Origin of the sequence: Rubripirellula reticaptiva, assembly GCF_007860175.1 — a bacterium.
Lineage (GTDB): Bacteria > Planctomycetota > Planctomycetia > Pirellulales > Pirellulaceae > Rubripirellula > Rubripirellula reticaptiva.
Window position 1 is genome coordinate 1,573,932 of sequence record NZ_SJPX01000002.1, and the last position, 25,443, is coordinate 1,599,374.

The 25,443-nt window shown below is 53.4% G+C and carries 18 protein-coding genes; 3 read left to right on the plus strand and 15 right to left on the minus strand.

What is annotated here, in order from left to right; all coding sequences use genetic code 11:
• Positions 1–62 precede the first annotated feature (62 nt).
• Positions 63–2,189, minus strand: coding sequence for a hypothetical protein (locus Poly59_RS12180; RefSeq protein ID WP_146534273.1), 2,127 nt, complete (start codon positions 2,187–2,189; stop codon positions 63–65).
• A 222-nt stretch (positions 2,190–2,411) separates the two neighbouring features.
• Here Poly59_RS12180 and Poly59_RS12185 point away from each other — a divergent pair, with 222 nt between their 5' ends.
• Positions 2,412–4,454 (plus strand): GMC family oxidoreductase N-terminal domain-containing protein, encoded by a 2,043-nt coding sequence (locus Poly59_RS12185; protein WP_146534274.1) that lies wholly within the window; start codon positions 2,412–2,414, stop codon positions 4,452–4,454.
• Between the two features lie 120 nt (positions 4,455–4,574).
• Here Poly59_RS12185 and Poly59_RS12190 read toward each other — a convergent pair whose 3' ends face one another.
• The 9 genes from Poly59_RS12190 to Poly59_RS12230 all read right to left on the minus strand — a co-directional run bounded on the left by Poly59_RS12190 (position 4,575) and on the right by Poly59_RS12230 (position 13,631).
• Positions 4,575–5,501: a sugar phosphate isomerase/epimerase family protein gene (locus Poly59_RS12190; RefSeq protein ID WP_146534275.1), complete on the minus strand. Its 927-nt coding sequence runs from the start codon at positions 5,499–5,501 to the stop codon at positions 4,575–4,577.
• A gap of 48 nt (positions 5,502–5,549) precedes the next feature.
• Entirely contained in the window at positions 5,550–6,578 is a 1,029-nt protein-coding gene (locus Poly59_RS12195; protein ID WP_146534276.1) for a zinc-binding dehydrogenase, read from the minus strand.
• A 3-nt stretch (positions 6,579–6,581) separates the two neighbouring features.
• Positions 6,582–7,274 carry an orotidine 5'-phosphate decarboxylase / HUMPS family protein gene (locus Poly59_RS12200; protein ID WP_146534277.1) on the minus strand — a complete coding sequence of 231 codons (693 nt, stop codon included), beginning with the start codon at positions 7,272–7,274 and terminating at the stop codon, positions 6,582–6,584.
• 52 nt (positions 7,275–7,326) lie between these two features.
• Positions 7,327–7,599, minus strand: a complete 273-nt coding sequence (locus Poly59_RS29435) for a DUF1080 domain-containing protein (RefSeq protein ID WP_222436084.1) — start codon at positions 7,597–7,599, stop codon at positions 7,327–7,329.
• A gap of 449 nt (positions 7,600–8,048) precedes the next feature.
• Positions 8,049–8,783, minus strand: coding sequence for a DUF7450 family protein (locus Poly59_RS12210; protein WP_146534278.1), 735 nt, complete (start codon positions 8,781–8,783; stop codon positions 8,049–8,051).
• Between the two features lie 109 nt (positions 8,784–8,892).
• Positions 8,893–9,393, minus strand: coding sequence for a fasciclin domain-containing protein (locus tag Poly59_RS12215; RefSeq protein WP_146534279.1), 501 nt, complete (start codon positions 9,391–9,393; stop codon positions 8,893–8,895).
• 294 nt (positions 9,394–9,687) lie between these two features.
• Positions 9,688–10,182: a 3-hydroxyacyl-ACP dehydratase FabZ family protein gene (locus tag Poly59_RS12220; RefSeq protein WP_146534280.1), complete on the minus strand. Its 495-nt coding sequence runs from the start codon at positions 10,180–10,182 to the stop codon at positions 9,688–9,690.
• Positions 10,183–10,211: 29 nt separating this feature from the next.
• Positions 10,212–10,997, minus strand: coding sequence for a hypothetical protein (locus Poly59_RS12225; RefSeq protein ID WP_146534281.1), 786 nt, complete (start codon positions 10,995–10,997; stop codon positions 10,212–10,214).
• 168 nt (positions 10,998–11,165) lie between these two features.
• On the minus strand, positions 11,166–13,631 hold the full coding sequence (locus Poly59_RS12230) for an FAD-dependent oxidoreductase (protein WP_246151580.1): 2,466 nt from the start codon (positions 13,629–13,631) through the stop codon (positions 11,166–11,168).
• 211 nt (positions 13,632–13,842) lie between these two features.
• Here Poly59_RS12230 and Poly59_RS12235 point away from each other — a divergent pair, with 211 nt between their 5' ends.
• Positions 13,843–15,330: a cryptochrome/photolyase family protein gene (locus Poly59_RS12235; RefSeq protein ID WP_146534282.1), complete on the plus strand. Its 1,488-nt coding sequence runs from the start codon at positions 13,843–13,845 to the stop codon at positions 15,328–15,330.
• Positions 15,331–15,379: 49 nt separating this feature from the next.
• Here Poly59_RS12235 and Poly59_RS12240 read toward each other — a convergent pair whose 3' ends face one another.
• Together Poly59_RS12240 and Poly59_RS12245 are read right to left on the minus strand one after the other, a co-directional pair.
• Positions 15,380–15,793, minus strand: coding sequence for a hypothetical protein (locus Poly59_RS12240; RefSeq protein WP_146534283.1), 414 nt, complete (start codon positions 15,791–15,793; stop codon positions 15,380–15,382).
• Positions 15,794–15,974: 181 nt separating this feature from the next.
• The gene (locus Poly59_RS12245; protein ID WP_146534284.1) at positions 15,975–16,772 is read right to left on the minus strand and encodes an Fpg/Nei family DNA glycosylase; all 798 of its coding nucleotides are present in this window, start codon (positions 16,770–16,772) and stop codon (positions 15,975–15,977) included.
• Positions 16,773–17,028: 256 nt separating this feature from the next.
• On the opposite strand from Poly59_RS12245, the gene Poly59_RS12250 reads away from it, so the two are divergent.
• The gene (locus Poly59_RS12250) at positions 17,029–18,639 is read left to right on the plus strand and encodes a sulfatase (RefSeq protein ID WP_186776197.1); all 1,611 of its coding nucleotides are present in this window, start codon (positions 17,029–17,031) and stop codon (positions 18,637–18,639) included.
• 286 nt (positions 18,640–18,925) lie between these two features.
• Here the strand turns inward: Poly59_RS12250 and Poly59_RS12255 are convergent, their stop codons facing one another.
• The 3 genes from Poly59_RS12255 to Poly59_RS12265 all read right to left on the minus strand — a co-directional run bounded on the left by Poly59_RS12255 (position 18,926) and on the right by Poly59_RS12265 (position 25,386).
• Positions 18,926–22,501: a WD40 repeat domain-containing serine/threonine protein kinase gene (locus tag Poly59_RS12255; protein WP_146534286.1), complete on the minus strand. Its 3,576-nt coding sequence runs from the start codon at positions 22,499–22,501 to the stop codon at positions 18,926–18,928.
• 531 nt (positions 22,502–23,032) lie between these two features.
• Positions 23,033–24,649, minus strand: coding sequence for a sulfatase (locus tag Poly59_RS12260; protein ID WP_146534287.1), 1,617 nt, complete (start codon positions 24,647–24,649; stop codon positions 23,033–23,035).
• A gap of 83 nt (positions 24,650–24,732) precedes the next feature.
• Positions 24,733–25,386, minus strand: a complete 654-nt coding sequence (locus tag Poly59_RS12265) for an RNA polymerase sigma factor (protein WP_146534288.1) — start codon at positions 25,384–25,386, stop codon at positions 24,733–24,735.
• Between the last annotated feature and the right edge of the window lie 57 nt (positions 25,387–25,443).

The window sequence follows — 25,443 nt, forward strand, 5'->3', positions numbered from 1 at the left end:
TGGGTTTTGCGCTCTGCAAATGCGAACGACACCCAATCTCCCATCCAAGGCACGCTGACCCACTAGTCATTTTCTGGTAAACGTTTCACTTTTAAATTGCGATACGTCAGTACGGTGCCATCGTGTTCGATCACCGTACCGAGTGCGATCGACAATGCAGCCTGCGGATCGTAGTCGGTCAGTTTGTATTTCTTGACCAATTCGCGGTAGTCCATCCACACGTTGATTTCACCTTGCTCGAATCGGATCTCAAACGGCACGACGATTGATTTCGGGACGAACCTGCGCTCGTTCGTACTCAGTTCACCGATGGCGCCATAGCTCATCCACTGAGACGCATGGTTGTAAACGAACGAGTATTTTCGATCGCGACCTTCGTACAAATAGACGCCTGCTGTTCCGTGTGAAGCACGACCACCGCCGCGCGCGATCTCGCCCGTCAACACCCACCGCTGCCCAAAATCGGCTTGGCAAGTAGTCATCAAACCGTTGCGATTGGACTCACCCGATTCCCCACGCAGCGCGCCAGTGGGACGACTTATCCACTTTCCCGACAGGATCAACCAACCGGCCAGATCCTTCTCCGGAAGCAAGCTGACCTCTTCACCGGTCGCAAACTGTGTCAACCACTTTGCGGCCTGCAAGTCCGAGCGCAGCGAGCCGATCACTTGTGGTCGCAATCCTTCCCCTTTTAACAGCGATTCGATCAACACCATCGCGTTGCCGTACTCCGCCTTTTTCATCGCCGCGTCGATCGCGGCGATCGCATCATGTTGGGGGCCAACGCTTCGAAAGACTTTCGAAATCACGGCATCACTACTGAGCGGAAATCGGCTCAGCGCTTCTTCGTTCAGTTCACCATCGAGTTCGTTGATTTGATCCTTCGCAAGTTCGTAACGCTGGTCCAAAAACGCGAACCCGGTCAATACGGTCTGCCACCAGGGCGATTCGCATTCCTGTTGCTGATAATGATCGATGTACTTGCGGCAAACCGATTCGACTTCGTCAAAGACTTCGTTTTCACGCAAAAAACCATCGCCCTCGTCATTCTGGAAATCATGCAAGATCCTCCACAGCGATTCGCACAACATGTACGGCACGTCGGTGTCGTAGCGCTGCGTTGAAGCCGCCAACCGTCCGAGCTGTAACATCTGTTCGTGCGATCCATGCCAGCGCGGTCTCAGTCCGTTGAACATCCGGTGATAGGCAAACGAATAGTCGAGTTGCGCATCGATGGCACGCTGGAACCACACCTGCATCGCTTGGCGTGGGTTTTCGGACGCCCCCATGGATACTGTGATCATGCCGGTCGCCGCGTGTGGACGTTCGGGGCAGATCTCCCAGGCTCGTTTGAAGCAGTTTTCGGCACGCTTCAAATGTTCCGCGAACCCTTCCCAGTCTGAATCACTGACGTTATAGCCCCAGCCGCCGCCGCGCTCGGCCCACGCTTTATCGAGATGCAGTTCGCCGCCGATCACGTTGACCAACCACGGTGATTCTTTCTCCAACTTCTTGGCAGTGAAGAAGTAGTTGCCTCGGAGTTTGAGCGGCATCGCGTGAAAGAACTTCAACGCCGAATCAACGATGGGCAGCGATTCGGGATTCGACGAATCATCCTGGACGATCATCTGTAACGAGTGACGCCAACATTCGTCAAAGTACTTTTTGGCTCTCTGGCTTTCGCCATCTTTGGCCTCATAGAATTTGCGAAGACGGTCGGCCGCGGCGAAACAGCGGATCGCTGGATAGCGTCGCACCACGATCAACGGATACACGTCTTCGATCATTTGCATCGCTTTGCCACGGTCCGAATCCGATGCATCGCCGTCGCTCATCATCACGGCCCGACAGTACCGAACCAACGGATCCTCGCACCCGAGTTCGATGACTTTCTCGCCTTTGTTTGCCAGCTTTGCCGAGCAAAAATTCCCACCCGTCCGCGAAAAGTACTTGGCCATGTCATCAAGAAACTCGACCGCGGCGTCGTCCCACTTTTCGCTTCGTGCACCAACTGCTTGATAAGCATCAACGAGTGTTCGGCGGTTGAACACATAACGATGTTCGCGCAGCTCAATGCTGGTCACCACGTCATCGCCAGTCGGCATTTGTATTTCAAGATCTGTCGATCTGAGATTTGCCAGAGCCGTAACGATATCTTCGCCGCCGACTTCACCAAAACCAGTCAACATGGCAACCACTCCGACAAAACAAACTTGACGGCAAAGCAGAAAACGGAACATCAGAAAGTTGCTCATAAATTGAAAAATTGGGCTGCTATCGAGGCGATGACCATCTACAAAGCGACTGGACACCCATCTTAACGAACCAAACAAGCTCGATCCACTTTGTCGGCTGACCTTGTGACTGCCGCAATCGTTTCGTGAAACTTGGCTTCAACCTGTGTAGCGAACATGCCATGGACAATCCGGCTTTGTCGCCCCGCCGGCATTGGGAAAACTGAGGGGATCGCTGCTAGCGTTACGATCGACACAACCGTTCACCGTGGACATCACGCTAACGCGATTGTAACGCTCGACGCGGAAGTCTCGGCCGCTCGCCCACCGATACCAGTGTCTATGGAAACCCGACGAAACGTATTGAAATCGACCGCGGCGCTTGTTGCCAGCGCAGCTAGTTCGATTGCATCACCACGCGCCAGCGCTGACTTCGCGTTAGTCCGATCATTGCCAGTGATCGTTGACCGCGCGCGGACGGGGTCGAGTGAATTTAAAGAACGGGCAATCGCCGATCATGCCGCAAACATGAAACCGTTTGGCGGATCACTTGCCCGCCATGGGCATGCGTTATTTCACCAGACACGCAGCGCCGCAACCGGCCCTTGGGATTTTGACATCGTCGTAATTGGATCAGGCTACGGAGCATCGATCTGTGCGGCCCGTTTGGCGATGGCGAAACAGTCCGGTGTTCGATTGGCGGTTTTGGAACGTGGACGCGAGTGGATTCCGGGAACCTTTGCAGATACGTTTGCCGGCGCGATGAAGCAATCGCGATACCAAATGCTCGGTCCGAACAAAAAAACGATCGACAATCCGATCGGCCTGTTCAACGCGATGCAGAATGACGAAGTGAACGTCTTGTCGGGCAACGGATTGGGCGGTTCGTCGTTGATCAACGCCAATGTTGCGATTCGCCCCGATGCGGATTGCTTCAACCAGACGGACTGGCCCGCGGCCCTACGTGATCGACGCGTGCTGGATCCGTACTACGACCGCGCCAGTTTGGAGCTAGACGCCCGTGTTGAATCGATCGACGCCAGTCCGAAAATGCGAAGCCAACGATTGGCGGCCAAGCGTCTGGAAATTTGCGGTGCAAATTTCGAACCAGCTTCGCTAACGGTGACTCGCGGCAGCAAGAATGAGACGGCCGCTATCTTGAATCGTCAAGGTTTACGGCAACGTGGATGCATCGATTGCGGCGACTGCACGGCAGGCTGCAATGTCGGCGCCAAGAACACGCTGGCGATGAACTACCTTCCGCTTGCTCGACGACACGGCGCTGAAATCTACACGCACACCGAAGTGGTCCGGATCGAAAAACTTTGTGATCACTACCGAATTCACTTCAACAATTTTCACCCGGATCGCGAAGGCAAACTTTGCACGCAGTCTGGAACGACAACCACTCGAATGGTGGTCGTCGGTGCGGGTAGTATCGGCAGCAACGAAATCTTGCTACGCAGTCGCTCGGCTGGCTTATCCGTTTCTGATCGTGTTGGCCATCGCTGGACCACCAACGGTGACGCAGTTGGCTTCATTCGAAAGAGCGATCACTTGACCAACATTGGCGGCTTCAGCGCGTTTGCTCAAAGCGGTTGTGCGGTCGGCCCCACGATTCAGACGAATCTGACTTACCCAGGCCGCACCAGGTTGTCTGAGCGAGTGCTGATTCAAGATGGCAGCGTCTCGCGATCATACGCCAACGTGCTAGGTCTTTTGATGCAAGACATGGATCTTGACCAGACACTAGTGATGCTTGGCATGGGGCACGACGGCGCGGCGGGGCGAGTGGTGCTGGGCGACGATGGACTGGGCAGCGTGAAGTGGCCCGGCTTGAAAGACAGCCCCTATCGAAAACTAATCCGCCGTGAATTCGCTAAGGTCGCTGCCGCCCATGGCGGCAAATACAAATACCTGAAAATCTTTGGCGACAACTTAATCACCGTGCACCCACTGGGGGGATGCGCGATGGCTGATGATCCACGAAATGGTGTCGTCGATGATTGCGGGCGAGTTTTTGATGCATCGCGAGGCGGCCAATGGGATGCCGCCACGGGTTTGGAAACGCCATCCATCCATACCGGTCTTTACGTTGCCGACGGGTCGATCATCCCCACCTCGATCGGATGCAATCCGCTGATGACAATCTCAGCGCTAGCCGAACGTATCTCCCAGCAAATAGCAGGCGACCCAGCCCATGCGGATTTGTTTGCTTGATTGATTCACGAAACGCCAGGGCAAGGCAGGCCAGGTGATCGAAAACTGTTTCTCGACTTTACCAGCATCGATTGCATTGCGAACCTGCAATGGTCGCTTGATCCAGCTGACTTACTGAAGTCAGAGACCAGGCTCACCTGGTGGAAGCCGAGCAGACGCTGGCGATGGCCAATGCTGTGCGATTTTTCTACGCAAAAATTCGGCGCTTCGCCTTAGTTGATCAATACCATCAACGCCGTCTTCGATGCTGATCCAGCCGTCAAAGCCTTTGCCTTTCAGTTCGCTGAAGATCGCATCGTAGTCGTTCAGCCCTTTGCCAATCTCGCCATGACTGAGTCGTTTTGCGTAACCTGGCGATCCACCTTCCTCGCGTCGTAAGTCTTCGATCGTACCTTCTAACAAATAGCGATCGCTCGCATGCATGGTGACGACGCGGTGCGACACTCGCTTGAGTAACTCGATCGGATCATCGCCGGCGAGGAACGCGTTGCTGGGGTCGTAGTTAACACCAAAGTTGGGATGGTCGATCGCGGCAACGAGGTCACAAAACACATCCATCGCCTGAGCAAACTCGGGGTACTCCCAGAAATCGTCCTTGTAGTGGTTTTCGAGAATCAGCGTGATGTTTCGTTCTTGCGCGTATGGCAAACAGGCCTTGATGCTATCGGCGGCCAAACCAACGCCTTCTTGAATCGTCAATTCGGGTCGACGCTGGCCACTGAGGACTCGGCAATAGTTTCCACCCAGTGCGTCAGTCATATCGATCCAACGTTTCTGCTTGGCGATCTCTCGCTCTCGAAACGCAGCGTCGGGATGCGTGAAGTCGGGCGAACAACAAAGCATGGGAATGGACATGCCAAGATCTTCGACCTGCCTGCGGAACCCAGACCACTTCGCTTCGTCATCCATTTCAATGAAGCCAGCGTAAAACTCTAAACCCTCGACATCCAAAGTAGTCGCAAGCTCAAACCACTCGGCGAGCTTCATCGTGCCGTCTTTGCACAGGGCTTGCATGTAAGCTTTTGGAAACGCAGCAAGTTTTGGCACGAGCGTGGTCCTTTCGTTTGCGATAAAAATGAATCTGAAGTCAGAGACTCAAATCGGTTTTAACACTGACTTCACAACCTCGCCCTTGTGCATTTTTTCAAACGCATCGTGCCACTTGTCGATGGGCCACACACCGCCAATGATCGGCTTGACGTCCAGTTGACCACTGGCCAACAGCGCCAGCACACGTTCCCAAATCGGCCAGTTGTGACTGAAGCTACCTTGCAGAGTGACGTTCTTTTGCACCAACGGATCGAGATTGAATCCCAGCGACTGTGGCCCCCAGCCGACCTTGCTGATCCAGCCCGCCGGTCGCACGATGTCAATCGCAATCTTCAGCGTCGCGCTGGCACCTGCTGCGTCGATCACACCATCGCACCCCAGGCCGTCACGCCGGCGCGCCCAGTCCATTGGATCCCCAACGATTCCTTCAGATCCGTAATGTTCACTTGCAATCGCCAGTCGATGACGATCCGATTCGAGGCCAACCAATGCGACCTCGGCTCCGCATAGTCGGGCCATCGCTGCGCAAAGAATGCCAATTGTTCCAGGACCGAGAACGACAACACGATCTCCCGGTTCGATTCTCGCATTGCGAACAACCGCGTTGTAAGCCACGCAGCAAGGCTCGGTCAGGCAAGCGTGTTCGAACGCGAGCGAATCGGGAACCGAATGTAAAATCCGCGACGGGACACGCACGTACTTGGTCATCGCGCCGTCGACACCGTAGCCAAATCCTTTTCGCGTTGGGTCGAGATTATACAACCCACGACGCGACATCGGATTTCGCTGGTCAATGATCGCTGCGGTCTCGCTGACGACGCGGTCACCTTCCTTCCAGCCTTCGACCCCCGAACCTGTCTCGACGATGTGTCCGCCAAATTCGTGCCCAAGCACAACCGGATAGTTCACGGGCCACGAATGATCGGCTGTCCATTGATGCAAGTCACTGCCGCAAACGCCTACATTGGCAACTTCCAGCAGCACATCGTCAGCACCAATCACTGGTTTTTCGACCTCGCGAATTTCGACGCTTCCCTTTTCAGGTGCGAAGTTCACAACAGCAGCTGATTTCATTTTTTAACCTACGTCTTGCGAGTGAACGGCATCACAGATCATTCGCAGCGAAGCTTCCAGATCTCCATCTGCCGTTTTGAATGCGTCTGCGTCGATGGTCAAGGGAGCCCCCAGGACCACCAGCGGTGCACCGTACTTTGGACACTCAATTGCTTGCTCTAGCGAAAGTCCGCCAACGGCTTGAACGGGAATCTTTACCGCATCCACTACTTGCCGAAGCTGGTCTAGCGGGCTTGGCATCCGCTGGCCGCGTGCCGCGATACCGCGCCGCTCATCATAACCAATGTGATGAATCACAAAATCGCAACCGAGATCCTCCAACCACTTTGCTCCCGCCACCATGTCATCACAGACCATGTTGTCGCCCATTACCTTGCAACCAAAATCAGCACCCGCTTTCACGACACAGCGAATCGTTTCTTCGTGCGCCCGAGCCATCACAACGACATGCGTCGCACCGGCCTTTGCCATCATCTCGACTTCCAAATATCCACCGTCCATCGTCTTCAAGTCAGCGACAATCGGCGTACTAGGAAAGGCTTCGCGAAGCGCACGCACGCCATGCAATCCCTCCGCAAGAATCAGCGGCGTACCCGCTTCCAACCAATCCACGCCAGCTCGCATTGCTAAGCGGGCCGTATCGAGGGCTTCGTCGATATTGGTTAGGTCGAGCGAAATTTGAACGATGGGTCGCATGACGAAGCCTGTTGCTAATGCGTATGTTAAGAAAATGCAAACGGTGATCGCTTTACAGTTCGCGACTCGTTAGATTTCGCCGACGAACTTCGTACGGCACCTGACCAGCGCCGATTCCAGGCATAGGAACAAGTTCGGGCTGCCCCACCATTGTTTTGCCAACGATTGAATCGTCTTCGGCTCGATACGTCGCAGTTCCGTTCCGCTGCGTCCAACCACTCGGGTCCTTGTCGTTGAACAGGTCAACAAAACTGCCGCCGTCCTGGACAGACGAAATTGCAGCGGAGACCAAAACCATCGAAAAAACGGTAAATGTGCGTATCACGACGGACCTTTCAAAACGAAAATGACCCTACTAGCTGTCAAGAGACTTGGGTCTCGACGTTGCGCGTCGCTACTTCCCGGTGATTCGATCGCGGCAGCTATTCGCCTGCGTATGATATCGTAAATCTTGCCAGACTTTCTCAGCTAGATGTGAATCGCAACAAATACCATCAATCACAATAGGCACGTGCGTTGCCGAGGCGCATATCTGCGAAGCTTTGAGGTGCATCCGCAATAATCAGTTGGGTGAATAACCGCGACTCACTTTGATTGCATTCCCAACTGTCGCAAAACGGTTGCGGTCGATTGCCGGTACAATCGCAGTAACACCTAAATGGTGCCGGCGTATGAAATGCTCAGCAATTTGCTTGTAAAAAGAAAGGCAAATGGCTTCCGAGCGAGCGTTCAAGTGACGGTAGGTTGTCCGCGACGCGCAAGTACGTTTGAAGATTAGTCCACGAGTTTCGTCAGAATCGCACCGTGCACACAAAGCCATACGGACTTCGTCCGTCGCAATTCGTTTAACCCGAACTGGTCAATCGTACTGACGGTGGATTCAGCTTTAACTTCATCCAACTCGTAAACGACAAAGCAGTCTCTAGGATGAGAAGGGGTAACGGTCGCCTCGTGATGCCATTGCTGGGTCGCGATACAAACGTAAAGCGGCTTCCCAAGTTGGCGTTGCGACGATCCAGAACCGCCAACGGAAACCGCCATGCTGACCTTTGGCCCATCAACGACCCTGTAGGCCTTATAGAAGTCAAGTCCGTCGGGTATGGGAGCAGGTGCACCCGTCGTGATCGACTGCGACGGACACAACAGAAATTCCGCTTTTCCAAGCGTTAGCATCTTCTCCTTGCTGCCACGGACTAGATCTAAAACACTAACAGACCGACGAGGCTGATCGACCGGATCAACAATTGCGTACCAGTTCGTGAACGCAGGAGTCTCGCCTGACGAACGCCCCATCGCCGCGGTCGAGTGTGCAAAGTACGTTGGACCAGTCACCTTTGATTCGCGTCGAGCCTGGTCAACGGCAGTCTTCAAATCAACATCGTGGTCAACTGGCAAAGCAGCGTGGACACTAAAGACCTCCAGAAATTCCGCAGGCACGTGGGCAAAGCCCGGTGTCGCAGGCGCTCCGACAGCCATGCACACTACAGCGACCAGAAAGCGAATGTTCAAAGCGTTCTCGATGGTAAGGAGGCTGATCGGCAAACAGTCCACAAAAACAAAAGAACGCTGGGCACCGTCGCACCCAGCGTTCTACTCTCAATCGACAATTAGGAGGCGATTATTCCTTTGGCAAGATTACCGAGTCGATGACGTGGATGACGCCATTGCTACAGGGAATGTCTGCCTTGACAACGGTTGCCTTATCCAACATCACCTTGCCTTCTACGACCTTGATTTGGACGGCTGAGCCCTGAACGGTCTTGGCTTCGGTCAGCTTGACGACGTCCTTCGCCATCACTTTTCCAGCGACAACGTGGTACTTCAAAATAGCAACCAGCTTCTCCTTGTTCTCTGGCAGAAGTAGAGATTCCAACGTGCCCTTGGGCAATTTCGCGAACGCAGCGTCCGTGGGAGCAAAAACCGTGAATGGACCTTCACCTGACAGAGTTTCGACCAATCCGCCTGCTTTGACAGCAGCAACAAGAGTCTTGAAATCGTCGCCTGCGACGGCGACCTCTACAATCGTTTTGTCGCAAGTTCCGCAATCGGCTTGCACCGAAGTGACCGAGCTGGTCAAAGTCAAAACGGTGGCAGCGAGAGCGAGCACGAACTTCTTCATTTTTCACATCCTTCGAGAGGGGCAACCGGTTTCCGATTGGGAACCTCGTTGCAGAGACACTTTGTGTTGGGTAAGTCATTTTATTGATGACTGCTCGCAAACACTTGGAGCCGTAGACTGTACGAAGCCAGTCAAGTGGCAACGTCAAAAAAACCGCAAATCGTCGTGTGGGTTACCGATAGTCGGAAATAAACGCCTTTGTACCGCGTCAAATGACTCTTGCCGCGGCAGGGATCAACGATCCAGATCAACATGAATCGTTGTATTCGGTCGCCATCGGGTCAATTTCCAGTGCTATGGTCGACGATACAGCAACTCTGATTCGACAGTTGCCAACTGAAAAGCGTTTCGCATGACGGTCTTGCCATCCACCGCGATTTTGGCAGTGAAATCAAACAAGTTTGATGCGTGTTCGTTGAGTTTGACATGAGCCGTTAGGGTTTCTCCGGGCTTGGCGAAACCTCTGTATTTTGCATTTCTCACCCGAACCAGCACGCCAAGCGCAAACTTATTGAAGTGAGGATCATGCGTGTTGTATTCTTGCATCGGATTGTATTTGGCTGCGATTAAAATGCCCGCTGATTGCGTGCTCAACTCCTGCATCATGGCACCCGGGAAGACCGCAGCACCCGGAAAGTGTCCTTGCAAATAGAATTCGTCACCGCTGATACTTTTTTCCGTTTGAACCTCGTCTTTAGAGATCGAAAGGATTCGATCCACCATCAGGTACGGCGACCGATGGTGAAGGTAGTCTTCAACACGGTCGAAACGATGTTCGTAATACTGCATGAGTGTCACTTTGGTTTGGGCTAGCAGACCTAGCTGATGCCGAGGATCCAACCTTCGAGTTCAGCACAGGTCCGTTCTTTATCGTTAAGGGGTGGGTTGAAATAGCGATTTAGGAAACCGCTTCGAGAAGTCTCGCTGAGCCACTTCGCGACACTATAAGCGTCCTGCTGATCGCACGTTCGATCTAAACGCGGATAACGATTCTTGAAAATCGAAGGGTAGATTTCAGCAATGACTGACTTGTCTTCGGGAGGATCCCAGCCGTCAAACGGCCAAAAGTGGATACGATCGGCTAGCTCGCTTTTCAATTGATGGAGCCATGGGATGCCCGCATGCGTCGACATCGCGACACTCCCTTGAACGTCAAACTGAAACACAGACTTTGCCGAGCTCGACCATCTTTCAGTCAGTCGAAATTCCTTGTTGGTTCCAGTTCGTTTCGATTCAAAACTGTTGTTATGTCCCCGGACTTCGCTGACGTGAACGTGATCCTGATCCGTCGGCCAATACTCAACAAAGTCAGCCAAGAACTGGGGCCAGGACTCAAGACCGTAACGTTCAAAGTAGCTAATCGGAAACGAAAACCCGTGATCGATTCCAGCGATGATGCGATTGCCCTGGTTAACTTGGTCCGCCAGCCAGCACGCTATCTCGCGTCGACACCAATTGCGTGAAGACTTGTCTGACGAGGAGGGTGACGAAACACGTGACGGTTCTTCGCCACGATGCGACGCGTACACCTGCAACGTCTTGCTGCGAGTCACAGGCGTCTTCGCCCCCGAGTAATCAACCCCAATGCACAGATCGAAGTTCATCTCAAAGCTCCATCGACGCCTTGAATGGTAGGACCAGTGCTCGTTTCCATCCGCCGTCGACATTCCACAACAGAAACCTGTGACACAAAAACTCTCGAAAAATGACTGGCCGCGAGCACAAGCCTAGGGAACCGAAATGCTATTGGCTCAGTTGAAACAGACGTCGATTTAGAAGAGGTCAAGCTGCTGGTCCATTCGCAAAAGAGGCGCGGCGTTCATGTTCATCTGCCCCAGGATTCGTCCCGCAATCGCCATTCCGCTCAGGAAGGCACCTTCCACTCGCGGTCCGCCACACCAGTCACCGCAAGCCCCAATGTTTCGTTGAACGTCCAACAGACAATCAGCGGAAAGTGGGTCTTGCGGAATTGCGAATCGCCAACGATGGATTGCCGAGTAGCTTGGCTCAACATTTATTCCACCTACCGCTCGAAAGAATTCTGCGATCAAGAACGATTCGATTGCGCCAGGCGAGTCTTCCATGTGTGCCTCGGTCCACTCGGCGTCAGCATGCAAAACCCACGTCTCGCGATCGCCGTTCCGACCAGGTTTGCTGTTGTTGCGGGCGATCCATGACAACGGCGACTGCTGAACGAAAGCTCCGTCAAAGCCGATGTTCAACGATTGCTCGAACGCCAGCATCACCGCCCAGCATCCGTTCATCTTGACACCGCTCGCTTGCTCGGCCAGACCTGGGGCGTTTACCAGCAGAGAGGTCGCCTGATGCGAAGGCACTGCAACGACCACGTAATCGAATTCGCCCAAGTCGGATCCATCATCGGTAGCGAGCTGCCATTTGTCATTCGCTCGTTCGGGCGCTACGACCTGAGCTCCCAGGCACATCTTCAAGTCTGATGCCAGGTGCTTGCCAAGCGCACTCATACCGGGCACTGCCACGAAACGTTGGTCACCTACTTTCTCAGAATAGACGACGCCTTTTTCAACGGCAACGATTCGTCCATCCCATCGCTGAACGATTCCATCATCGATCCACGATTCGACATACCTTTTGAAGCGACCGTCACGAGCGGTGAAATACTGGGCTCCATGATCAAAGCTGATCGCATCCTCGAGCCTTCGCGTCGACATGCGGCCACTCACTCCACGACTCTTATCAAAGACGCTGACGTCGCAGCCGTGATCAGCAAGTGTTCGAGCGCACGTCAGACCTGAAATTCCAGCTCCGATCACCGCCACTTTCGGAACCGGGTTCCACAGCGGTCGCGTGACCTTGCGTTGGTAGGCGATGGAATCGATTCGTTTGGCATGTTGATCCGTTGGGCGATTTCGAACGGTTCCATACACAGGTTGCACCGGCGAGAAAGGACGATCGAATTGCCCCAAACACCATAGAATCCCACCATAAGATGCAGGGTCTCGTCCGTCCAAGGCATAGCGATGGTTCAGATCAATCAAGCGAGCAAGTGCCCGCTTTGCGTCGGGAGTCCACTTCAAGACCGCCTTGCCCCACGTCATCCGAACGTTGTTGTGCAACTCGCCATGCATCAACAGAGATCGCTGAGCAGCATCCCAAATCGAATCGCCAGTGCGGCCGCGAGCCATCGTTTCCCACGACAATAGATCGCGAGAGTCCCGCTTGTGTTCGCGCAGAGTCTCGCGAGCCCAATTTGGAATCGCCGAGACTCTGCCATGGTCTCGGCGATAATGGCAAAAGGCGTAGGACAGTTCTCGCCAAATCAATAACTCATCCAGAAACTTCTCAGCGCCGGCTGACTGATCTGCTGTTGCTTCGCGGGCGATTCGCGTGGGAGCCACCATGCCGTAGTGAAGGTAAGGCGACATTCGGCTTACCCCATCATCGACGACGTCGTTCCGCCGACGGGCATAGCTTGACAGCCCTTTGTTTCTGAATTCCTGCCAGCGTCGGTAGCCCGCGATGGATCCGCCGGGCGAATGCGATACGGGACCAATCGAGTGATCAATTTCACACTGACCAACTAAACTGGCGATGTCGCAGTCTTGCAAATCAATCGGCTCAAACGGCAGGTCGATCGACGCTCGGCCGTTCGTCCCAAACACGGAATTCCCAAGCACGGAATCATTGGGCGGTACTGAAACTCGCTGCGAATATAGGTCTCTTGTAGCGTCGCGGTATTCAAAAGCACGCTCGTAGCTTCGCCCGACTAACCGCATGGGCACGACACATGCCGTATCGACAACCACCAACGCACCAGAAATCTTGCGGCTTAGTGAAAGGGTCCAGCTTCGCAGCGGTTCGGTGGGCATGTCTTCGGTAACGACGGACGATGCGTTTTGCGCGAGCGTCTTCAGATGCGGACCGCGATGCCCCGACCGTTCAACATGCAAGGCGTAAGGAAGGTTTCGCCTAGCCATTTCCAACTGCACATCGCGAGCCCCCTGCAAAACAAACGTGTGATGACGATCTGATGCGAACGGGTATCGTTCAGAAAGTCCCTGGTAGACCAACAGCGGCAATTCCAAACGATTCGCAAGCTCGATCGCAACATTGAGTGCCGGGTTTTCGTCTGTGCGGATTGCTGCCCGCATCCAGTAGAGGACAAATTCACCTCGGCTGGGCACTTGGTTGGGACCAACCAATCGTGTTCGTTCCAAAAGGGGCTTGGGAAGCGAATGATAGATCCCGCCGTTGTCCATTCTGTCGCCCAAATTTGGCAAAGTTCAAAGAGTTTTTCAATATTGTAGAGATCAGACAAGACCACCTCGGTCCACGCGACGAAATCGGCAAACGTGGTGGCTCTCCGGTCCATTTCCCCTGTGGCTACACTTTCACCGGTCCGCTAGCAAGACGCACTGAACCGAAAAAAGACGCCGATTGAATTCATCGAGATGCGAAGCCAAAGAAATAATGATCCTGCTGATTTTCCCAAACCAACTATTTGCCAAGCACCCCGGTCTCGAGCTCAATCCGTCTCGCGTGATCCTGTTTGAGGACCCTCTCTTTTTTTCAGATCACCGTTACGCGATGCGTTTCCATAAGCAAAAACTGTGGTTGCATCGTGCCAGCATGAAACGGTACGAGGCTGACCTTCAAGAGCAAGGCTACGAGACGCAGTACGTCGACTTCGGAGCCGAACTCGCTGACCAGCTAGCGAAATCGATCGATCCGAAGGACCGGCCAGACCATACGCTGTGCTACATCGATCCGACGGACTTCGTTTTGCAAAAGCGTCTTCACAAGGCATGTGAAAATCTGGGCATGGACGGACAAGTACTGCCCAACCCCGGATTTCTTAACTCACCTGAGCAGAACCGGGAATACCGCGCTGGCAAGAAACGATGGTTCATGGCTGACTTTTACAAGTGGCAGCGTCAGCGATTGGACATCCTGATGGACGGTGATCAACCGCAAGGTGGCCAGTGGAGTTTCGACGACGAGAACCGAAAGAAGATTCCCAAGAAACTGCTCGCGACCGTCCCAGAGATACCGACGCTTGATCGGGACAAGATAGACGACGAAGCCCGCGACTACGTGGCGAAACGTTTCTCGGATCATCCGGGCAGCCTCGACCAACTCTACTATCCCACGTCGCATCGATCCGCAAAGAAGTGGCTAGATCACTTTCTGGCCAATCGCTTTGACCATTTCGGCGACTACGAAGATGCAATCGCCGCCGGCGAGTCGTGGCTCTGGCATAGCGTGCTGACGCCGGCGTTGAATACTGGCTTGCTAACCCCCGACGATGTGGTCGATGCATCCATTGCTTATGCCGAAAAAAACACTGTTCCACTAAACTCGCTGGAAGGATTCTTGCGGCAAGTCATTGGCTGGCGCGAGTTCATGCGGGCGACCTATGAAGATCTTGGCGTTCCCATGCGAACGACCAATCGATGGCAACACCATCGAGCCATGCCCGACAGTTTCTACAATGCAACGACCGGCATCGCCCCAGTTGACGATACGATCCGGCGGATTCTGGATACGGGCTATTGCCATCACATCGAGCGTTTGATGGTGCTAGGCGGCTTCATGTTTTTGTGCGAAATCGATCCCGATGACATTTACCAATGGTTCATGGAAATGTTCATTGACAGCTACGACTGGGTAATGGTTCCAAATGTTTATGCCATGAGCCAAAACGCTGACGGAGGAAAAATAACGACGAAGCCGTACTTTTCGGGATCGTCGTACATTCGCAAGATGAGCCACTACAAAAAAGAGCCGTGGTGCGAAATTTGGGACGGCTTGTATTGGCGCTGGATCTGGAACCACGTCGACGAATTGAGCAAGAATCCAAGGTGGGCGATGATGTGTAGCATGGCAAAGAAAATGGACACCACGAAGCGAGAGCAACACTTGTCCAAGGCCGAAAAATTTCTAGAGAAACTTCGCTAGCGTTCCTGTCGCTGTACGCAATCATGCGATCACCATCACCATCATGCTTTCAGCTTTCTGTCTGATCCGATGATTGGACTTCTTGGGGTGAAGTGGCGGATTTCGACAAGCAATCTTGGACCAATTGATAAAGTGCCAATCGCTCAGATCCCAATCCAGTAGCCTGCCGTTCGTCCAAGTAGTTGGCCACCTCAATGTCAGACAATCCCAAGTCTCGCAAAACCTCTCGCAGGTCCTCCCAGGTTGGCAACCATACCATGATCTCCGTGAACCGCTTCACGCCGCCAACGATTCGCATGAAGTAAGAGTAGTTTAAAATGAAATAGACTTTTTCTTGGAATGGTGACGACTGTTCGCAAAACCCCGTTTCGTCAAAAACGTAGTGTCCCGCCTGCGGTTCCCATGGCAAGCCACACTCATGTAGCCGTTTCGCGGCAACAATCTCATCTTCTGTAAAACGCATTGGTCAACTCGCTTTCGATTGCAAACTGCTCGGCCACCCTGCGGCACCGTCGCCCACGACTCCGTCCCAATTTCAGATGCACAGCCCCGGATAACGTCCAAGGCATCTTAGAGGAATGGCAATAAAGGCGGCGATTTGCCATGGCACTTCAAATGTCGCGTCGCGATTGCATTGCAATTCGCTAGCTTCGCATTTTCTGACATTTACTGCACGCAAAGATTTTGCGGTTGCCCAGCAACCAGTCTTCGATTTTTGTGTTGCAGTTTCGGCAATTTGATTGTTTGTAAACGCAGAGACGCTCTGAAGATTTCAATTTGCTAAGAGGTTTGTTGAAAAGCCCAGGGTCGACCGTGATGATCCGATTGTATTTAACGCCGGTCTTTAGCAGGTTACCGGTTAACTCCCATAAGCAATCGAACTGCTCACGAGAAAGCTGATTGGCGGGCGTCTCGGGATGAATGCCGAGCAAGAAAAGGATTTCAGCTCGGTAGATATTTCCAACACCCGCAATGACCGATTGGTTCAACAATAGCGTGCCAATCGCAGATCGACTTCGACTCATACGCTGCCAGAGCGTTTCGGGGCACGCATCTTTGCACAGCGGATCCTGCCCGAGCCGATTCTTAATCGCGACAAACTTTTCCGCATCGATCAGTTCGCAGCAGGTGGGGCCGTTCAAGTCGAACGAACGTTCTTGCCCGACCATCCGCACCCTTACCGCGCCGCGAGGCTCGGGAGCAGGATTTTTATGAATGCGGAATTTTCCATACAGCCCCAAATGGATGTGAACAATTTCCTGCGGACTCCAGTGGTAAAACAAATGCTTGCCGCGCGCCGTCACATCTTGCAGTCGACAACCGTCAAGTGTTCTTGCTTCCGCTCCGAATCGTCCTTGTGGCGACGTTAAGCTGATCGTTTGACCAGAAAACCAAACCCGATGGTCGCGGGCGATCCGGTGAATCGTGTGTCCTTCAGGCATCAACGGTTTCGGTTAAGGGAGGAGGCATGGTCTTGGCAGTGACAATCCCACAGACCGAGGTGGTTTCACCTCACCATCACCCACTACGATAAGCGTTCGCTAGGCGAGAGTTACCGCAAAATGGAATTGTCGGCATTTTATTGGCTTGTCAATGCCAATGTCCGTGATAACGGTTGCCGCCAGCGAACGGCCCACTGCTTTACGAAAAACGAAACGACAAAGCAGGCAAATGCAAACACACCGCCAAGGTCACCCCATGAACACCGTACGATCCCAAACCAAGCCGTCTCTGTATCACGAAAAGATCCGCATGAACGGTTTTAGGTCGATTCGAACCGTCGCCAAAACCGCGATCGTGCTGCTTGCGTTAGGGGTTTTCTCTCAACACGTCTCAGTTGCCCATCAGGCGTTTTCAGACGACGCACCAAACGTGCTGTTCATTGCGGTCGATGATCTGAACGATTGGGTCGGCGTGTACGGCGGGCATCCCCAGTGCAGAACGCCTCACATCGACCGTTTTGCAGAAACAGCAATGGTCTTTCGCAACGCAAGTTGTCCTGGCCCGGTATGCGGTCCATCGCGATCGGCACTATTGTCAGGTTTCATGCCGGCGACAACAGGACTGTACGGCAACGCCAACAACATGCTCGATTCGAACATCGTGCAGTCACATGCAACGCTGCCAGAATACTTCTCCCAGAACGGTTACCGGACCATCTCTCGCGGCAAAATCTTTCACGCTCACACCACAGGGAACGGATCGGATCAGGGGCAGTGGGCGTTTGATGTGTGGCAGAATTCCAAAGGCGGCGGAAAGCCGGACCCCGCACAACTCAATTTTCGTGACCAAGGCATCGTGAACGGAAAAAAGCTGGTGAACCCAAAGCACACTGAAAGCGGTGGTTCAAGCTTTGCCTTCGGGCCCCTGCTGGGCGGGAACGAAGGTACGAAAGACTATGAAACGGCGAAGTGGTTTGAGGGAAAATTGAAAGAGGATTTTGACAAACCGTTCTTCATGGCGGTCGGTTTCTCGAAGCCGCATCTACCGTTTTACGCGCCTCAGAAATATTTTGACCTCTATGATCTCGATTCAGTGAAGGTTCCGGAATACCGGATGGACGACCTCGACGACATTCTGACCCCCGATGGTAAGAAGGCATTCAAACCGCATGTTGATTTTCAGTGGTGTCAAGAATACGGGGTCATGAAGGAAGCCGTTCGTGCCTACATGGCTTCGATCAGTTACGCGGACGAATGTGTGGGCGTTGTCCTCGATGCATTGGCCAATAGTGCTCATGCCGAAAATACGATCGTCGTCATCTGGGGCGATCATGGCTGGCACCTTGGCGAAAAACTGAAATTCCGCAAAGCGTCACTGTGGCGAGAATCCACCCAGTTGCCGCTGATCATTCAAATCCCTGGAATGAATCAGCGACAGGATTGCACCCGAAACGTGAATTTGATTGATCTGTATCCGACGCTCATCGAACTTTGCGGTCTTCCCGAAAAGAAACTCGACGGCACCTCGATTGCGCCGCTGTTGGATGACCCGAGCCTTGCCTGGCAACCAACTATCACGACTGCGGGAAAAGGCAATCACAGCGTGATGTCCGAACAATGGCACTACATCACTCGAGCCAACGGAGTCGACGAACTGTACAACCTTGAAAACGATCCGATGGAGTGGACCAACCTGATCCAGACGACTCCGCAAGAAGCCGAAGTTGTCATCGCAAAATTGAAATCCTTCCTGCCCAAAAGCGACGCCGCCGTGGTTAAATCTCGCTTCGCTAAGAATGCGGCAAAGCAGGGTGGCAAGATCGACGAAACAATCAAGCCGCGCCGCGATCAATCGAAACTCAAGTAGCTTCGATCGTTTTCACCCGCCTCACTCGCTACGGACTCGCGTTGTATGTCGATCATCAAAGGCCGAGCGGGAAAACTAGTGCCCGATTTCGATGTCGAGGACGACAGTCACTTTTTGCTGAGCCCTAATCACTCTTCGACCACTCAAACCCAAAATATGCTTCACCAAGTCTCGTAAAACGCTCACCGTAGCGTAATCGTTTTGAACATTCGCCGAGCTCGATGGATCACTCAAGAAACGGTTTTCTACTTTTACGCAGTAGCAGCCCCAAAAAACGTAGTGACGATTAGTTCGACGGGAGCGTTGTTTGCGGATTAGTTAAGGCCGGTAGATTTAAAAACCTTAGAGCGCCGCGATGTGAATCCAGCGGTTTGTACAGGCCACACTGATGCATCAACAGCACGCTCGCATCATCGGAAATGGACATGCTTTCCAAGCCTCCGATACTGTCACCTGTCCATATGGTTCCCAGGCATCGCACGGTCTCCGAATCCCAAATCGCCACGTCGCCCGTGTCGCTGCCAGTCAAGAAACTATTGCCGTCCGGTGATAGCGTGATCGACTCAATCACGCGACTGTGATGCAGCTTCGATTCAAGTGGCACCCACGGTCGACTGCACTTCAATAGTTCAAAATTCTTGTCAAGCATTCGAACTCGGCCGTCCTTGCCCCCGACATAAATCAGCTGCTTGTTTCGATCGAAAGCTAGACATTGAACAAAGTTTATTCCGGGCTTGCTAATGACCGATGATTCGGGCGAATGTTTCAAGACGTGAATCGTTTCGCCGAGCGTCACGACCGTCTGGTCGTCGGCGAAGTAGGCTGCTTTGACAGACGTCAAAGTTTGATCAATCACATCCGGCTTGATGCTTTGTATTTCTTGGTTATCAGGTGTGCATTCGAATCGAACACATTGAATGCGACCAAAGCCCCGGCAAAGACAGATTTTCTTGTCCGATTCATCACAGACAATCTTTACCGCAACCAACGACTCGTCGTCCAATGGAACACCGGGCTGAATTTTCGAGGGGATGTCGTGCCAGTGAACGGGCGTGTTTGCGACACCCGAAACTGGCACTCGACCGATGATTGCGCCGCCTTGGTCGAATCCGACTGCAATCCAGTCGTCCTCGCCCCACGGTCCGCGCGGCATCACAGCGATGGATCTGGCCCTCAATCGATTCGCTTTCCGAATGCAAATTTGTTTTTTCGTTTCGACATCGAATCGCCAAATCGATCCGTCATAGCATCCGACGAAGGCAGTACGTCCATCCGCCGTCATCGCGGCCACGATGGATCCGTCATCAAATCGAATTGCGTTTTCCGTAACGGGTTTCGGTAAGGCATAGGAGAAAGCCACTGTGCCGTCTTCGCTCCCGCTAGCGATCACCCCGTCATCGTTGATTGAAATCGCTGTGATCGGTTGGTCGTGAATGACACGGTAAAGGGCGGGAGAAACCGTGATCGGCTTTTGGATCGTTTCGTCGTTGGTTTGTTCGTCTCTAGGTTGTTCGACACTGGATTGTTCATTGACGACATCACTCAAGTCCCAAACCACGATGCCGCCACCAGACGTTCCGGCTACCACGAACCGACCATCCGCCGAGATTCGAACAACAAGTGTTTCACCGTGCGGACTTTCGAGAACAATCGGCAACCCGGTCTCACCATTTTCTGGGGCCGAATTAACATCGTAAAGGCACACCGCGCCTCGTGCCGACAACGATACCGCGACCCATCGACCATCGCCTGACCTCGCCATTCGGTAAAATTTTCGCCATTTGGGCGGCACAAAGCGGTTGAGCACGTCCCCGGTTTCAGTTTTTCGAATGACGACTTCGCCACTATTGGGCATGTACATCAAGTCCTGGCCTGTTTCAAAGCAAAGATCATTGCTTCGAGACTTGGATTCGTAGACGCCGGTCCGGGCATTCGTTTTCCAGTCATAGGTTTCCAGCGGCTCGTATCGCGTTCCGACAGCAAGTCGCTGACCATCACCTGAAAACGCCACGGACTCGACGGTAGTCTTGAACCCCGTCAAATTTACATCCAAACGTTTTGACTTGGCATTGCTGTCAGCCGTTCCAAGCAACGTGGGCCAAAACTCAACTTGATTCGATGGTCCAAACCATGAGAAACTCGTTGGAACCGAGACACCAACTGCAAACAAGCTTCTGTCAGCAGAAACGTCTAATGCGTATATCTTTGTTTTCGGATCCAAGGCAATTTCTTTAACCATCGCGCCGTTGCTGCCTTGATAAACTCGAATCAGATTCTGTTCGGCAACGATGGCGAAAAGATCCGTCCCAGATAGGGGAACGATTTCCGAGACGCGAGTATCGAACGATTCGCCTCGGAACCAGTCAGCTGTCGAAATCGCCTTTAAAATACGAAAATCGAAACGATCTCGCCAAGCGTCACTGACGTAACGTTCGATCTCGCGAATTCGGTCGATTGCTTCCGCGTCATCATTGCGCGCGATCGAGGCGAACGCGTGTTCCAAATCCGATCGATACGCAATATTGATTGCCTTGGACTCGGAAGTTGCTTTTTGATCGAGCGCAAGCTCTAAGGATTTACCCTGGGTTCTCAGACGCTGGTTCGTGTTCGCGAAGTAAACCAAACTCGACATCGCCAACACGATCATTGCGAACACCAACAGCGATGACCACGGCGACTGTTTCGCAACACCTACGCTTCTTTCCACAACCGATCGCGGCCGAGCATGCACCTCGCGACCTTCGCGCCAACGAACCAAATCGTCCACAAAGTCTTGTACCGAAGCATAGCGGCGGGTGAGATCGCGGCGAATTGATTTCAAGCAAATCGCCACCAGATCGCGAGAAATTGGCGGAGCCTGAATCGGCAGCGATTCAATGTCGCCGGTACAGATCTCAGCCAGCAACTCGACCGAATCGACTGACTGAAACGGCAACCTTCCGACCAACGTTTGGTACAGCAACAGTCCCAGCGAATACACATCGGCGATTCGAGCATCGGCACCTTTCAGTCCCATCAGTTGCTCGGGAGCCATGTAGATGATCGTGCCACCGATTCGCCACTGGTCGCCCACGTCCGATTCCCAATTCGCATTGGTGACCAATCCAAAGTCGGTCAACCGAGGCGTGAATGGTAACGGTGAGTCCTTCGCAGTATCGGCAACCAACATGACGTTGCCGGGCTTGATATCGCGGTGTACCAAACCACGACCGTGTGCGTGCGAGACTGCTTGACCAATCTTGATCGTCACCTCCGACGCTAGTTTCGGATTCATGCTGCCGCCTTCGCGCAGGTATTGCTGCAGCGTCGGACCGTCACAAAATTCAGACACTAAATAAACGTGATCGTCGTCATCGAGCACTTCGTACAGCGGCACCAAGTACGGATGGTTTAAACTCGCAGCCGCGCGGGCTTCGAACAGACGATACTCGTTCTCGATCGATTGGCCGGCAACTGATTTCGCTAGCACCTTGATCGCCACGTCACGGCGCAGCACTTCATCGTGTGCGCGATGGACCACACCAAACCCTCCCTGGCCTACTTTTGCGCCCATCACAAATCGGCCAATGCGTTCAGGTACTTGCCGGGGCAGCATCGTAAACGACGAATCGGACGACTGGCCGATCGATCGCGTCGGCAGACTGCTTCCCGTCGCTGCGTGCAAGAGTCTTAGCACTTGCGCGATGCGTGAGTGACTCAGTCGTTCGGAAAGTTCGCCCAAGCCGCGCTGACGCAATCGTTGATCAAAATCCTCGGCTGCACTCGCCAACTGATTCAGCGACGACGAGTCTCCGGAAAATGATTTCCTCTGACCGAAACCAAGCTGCGGATCCGAATCGTCAAACGTATCATCCGTGGTCAACTTGGCTCCTCCAACTTCAATCCAAGCTGGTCAAGACCTTTGATCCACCGTCCTTGAACGATCGACAGTGACGCCAGCGATCGCCGACAAGAGTAAATTCCAATCACACCCCAAACCATCAAGAAACTCCAACGTCTAGTTTTACGATCATTTCTTTAAATTAGTCCGGTGCATCCGAATGCATTTTGTTAACGACGCTGGTCCAATGCCGTCATTGCGATCACGATAAAACCGTGAAGTTTAGCCAAAGCATCGACCGAGATGCAGCAAGGAGACAATTGATTTTCTAAATCTCAACAAAAAGCAAATTTCATGAATTTGAGAACGTGAATCTTCAGTCGCTCGCGTTAGCGTCGTCGTCATGTTGAATCGAATGCTGACGATGTACCCCCGGCTACAGACTCAACCCTGCTCCAACCGGAGTCTGTTAACGCAGCAATTATCTTGCGACGTCTCGACTTACCACTCGCAACTAAGCAACCGGTTCAATCACCTAACGAACGCGGCGCCTTTGATTATGGCAACACCAGTCTAGTTTTCGACTGTGGCCTCGAAGCTTACCGGTGATTTTGTCGTGCGGGGATCATTGCCGAGACTCGCCACCGTCGGTGGCGGTGGTAGTGTTTTCCACATTTGGTGGTCTAGATCGGCTAGGGTTTGGCGATTCTCAGGTGCGCTAGCGATGTTTGTATTTTCCATCGGATCGGTTTCGTGGTCGTACAGTTCCGTTGCGATGACTTTACCGTTTCGGCGGTCCTGCCACTGCGTGTAGCGGTAGCGACTGGTGCGCATCGAGTAGCCCATCATCGGCGTGCCGTTGTGCTTTCGTTGAAACTGACTAAACGCAGCCTGCTTTACCTCTTGATCAGAACCCGCCAACAGCGGCGTGAGGCTGCGGCCTTCAAGTTGATCGGGGATCGGAAGTCCCGTCAGTTCGCACAGGGTCGGGAAAACGTCAAGCAATTCGACCAGTGCGCGAGTTTTTTGGCCGTTTCCCTTGGCGCTAGGTGCGCGAATGATCAATGGTACTCGCGTGTCGATCTCGTGGTTGGTCTGCTTGCACCAACTGTTATGTTCGCCAAGTTTCCAACCATGGTCGCTCCACAAAACGACCACCGTATTTTCCGACAGCCCCAGCAGGTCCAATTCGCTGATTAGTTTGCCCACCAAGCTGTCGATAAAACTGACCGATGCATAGTAGCCATGCTTGAGCCGACGTTGCTGCTCATTTGTAAGAGAACCTTGATCGGGTGCCGGAGCGCCAGCGAAATCGAAGTAGTCTCGCAGTTCGTACATCGTGTTCATAGCGAATGCAGGCGAGTCTTTCGGCAGCATCGGATTGACGGCAACCGGAATTGATTTGGGGTCGTAAAGTTCCCAGTACTTGCGTGGCACGACGAACGGCAAATGCGGACGAACGAATCCGGCGGCCAAGAAGAACGGCTTGTCTTGTTTCGCCAATCGCTTCATGGCCGTAAGTGCTTGCTCGGCAATTGCACCGTCAATGTGTAAGTGTTCGGGAACATCAACGATCTCCGTCGCTTCGGCTCGCATGCGGTTAATCTTTTTCTGTGGTCGCCCTTCGACCTTCATCTGAATTCGGAACTCGGCAAGCTTACGTTTCGAATCATCCGACCAAAGCACCCGTGGCGTCGGCCAAGCATGCGGCTCGCTCCAGGATTCGTTATCCGGCCACGGATTATGGAAGATCTTTCCATAGGACACCGCGTGGTAACCATGATCGATGAAGTGCTTGGGCATGGTGACCGCATCCGGCATCGTCGTACGAAACTCAGTCACCAGATCCCAAACCTTGGTCGTGTCCGGCCTCAATCCCGTCATGATGCTGACTCGCGAAGGGTTGCAGACAGCCACTTGGCAGTAGGCACGATCAAACAGCACACCCGATTTTGCCAAGCGATCGATGTTGGGCGACTGAATCGCTGGTTCGCCGTAACAGCCAAGCTCGGTACGGAGATCATCGACAGCGATGAATAGCACATTCAGTTTGTCGGCGGCGCATAACAGCGGCCCGGTGACAACAAACGCCGCCACTGCGAACATCGCCGCGATGCGGCTTCTTAAGATTTCAATTCTTAAACATAGATCGGTCGACACTTGCAAAGCCTTGTCCGAGTGCGTGATCATTTTACGAGTTCTATTCGATCACAATTGTATTCAAATTGTCGGATCGATGATTGCTAACCCGGCATAGAGCGTGACGCTTGTTGCTACTCGGGTAACTCGGCCATACGCGTTCTCAATCGGCGCAGCACTCGCGACTTTGCTTGATAGACGCTGGCGACCGAGATCCCCAGGGTGGCTGCGACCGTTGATGCGGGTTGCTGGTCCACGGCGGTCAACAAGAATGCTCGCCAAGTCGTCGGCTCGAATTCGGATTCCACGAACGTCAGGACTTGCCGGATCAGCGGGCTCTCGATCGATGCCGGACAGATCGTTGAATCCAACGAATCGGGCTGGCCATCCTGGCTGACTTGGTGCAGTTGATCCAGTGCCGCGGTCCCGCCGGCCGCACCTCCCTCGGCGGCCTCGCGTTTTGACAATCGGCGAAAATGGTCGCGAACCCGATTGCGTGTGATCGTGGCCAACCAGGACCGGAAACTGCCTTTGTCCTTTTGGCGTTGGAAGTCGCCGATGCCTCGCGCGACCGACGCAAACACGTCTTGAACCACATCCGGCGCGTCGGACGGCGCGATTCCCGAAGTCCGGCACCACCGATAAACGATCGGGCCAAACGTGTTGACCAGCCGGCTCCAACTTTCCGCATCCATTTGCTTGACGCCGCTCATCAGCATCGTTGAAAGCGTGGGGTGATCGCCGGGCTGCTCGTCTGAGTTCACAAATGGGGGAAAAACTTTGTTCATAAAAAGATTTTATCAGCAAAGCGTGTCAGATGCCGGCGTTCATCCTGGTGAGTTACC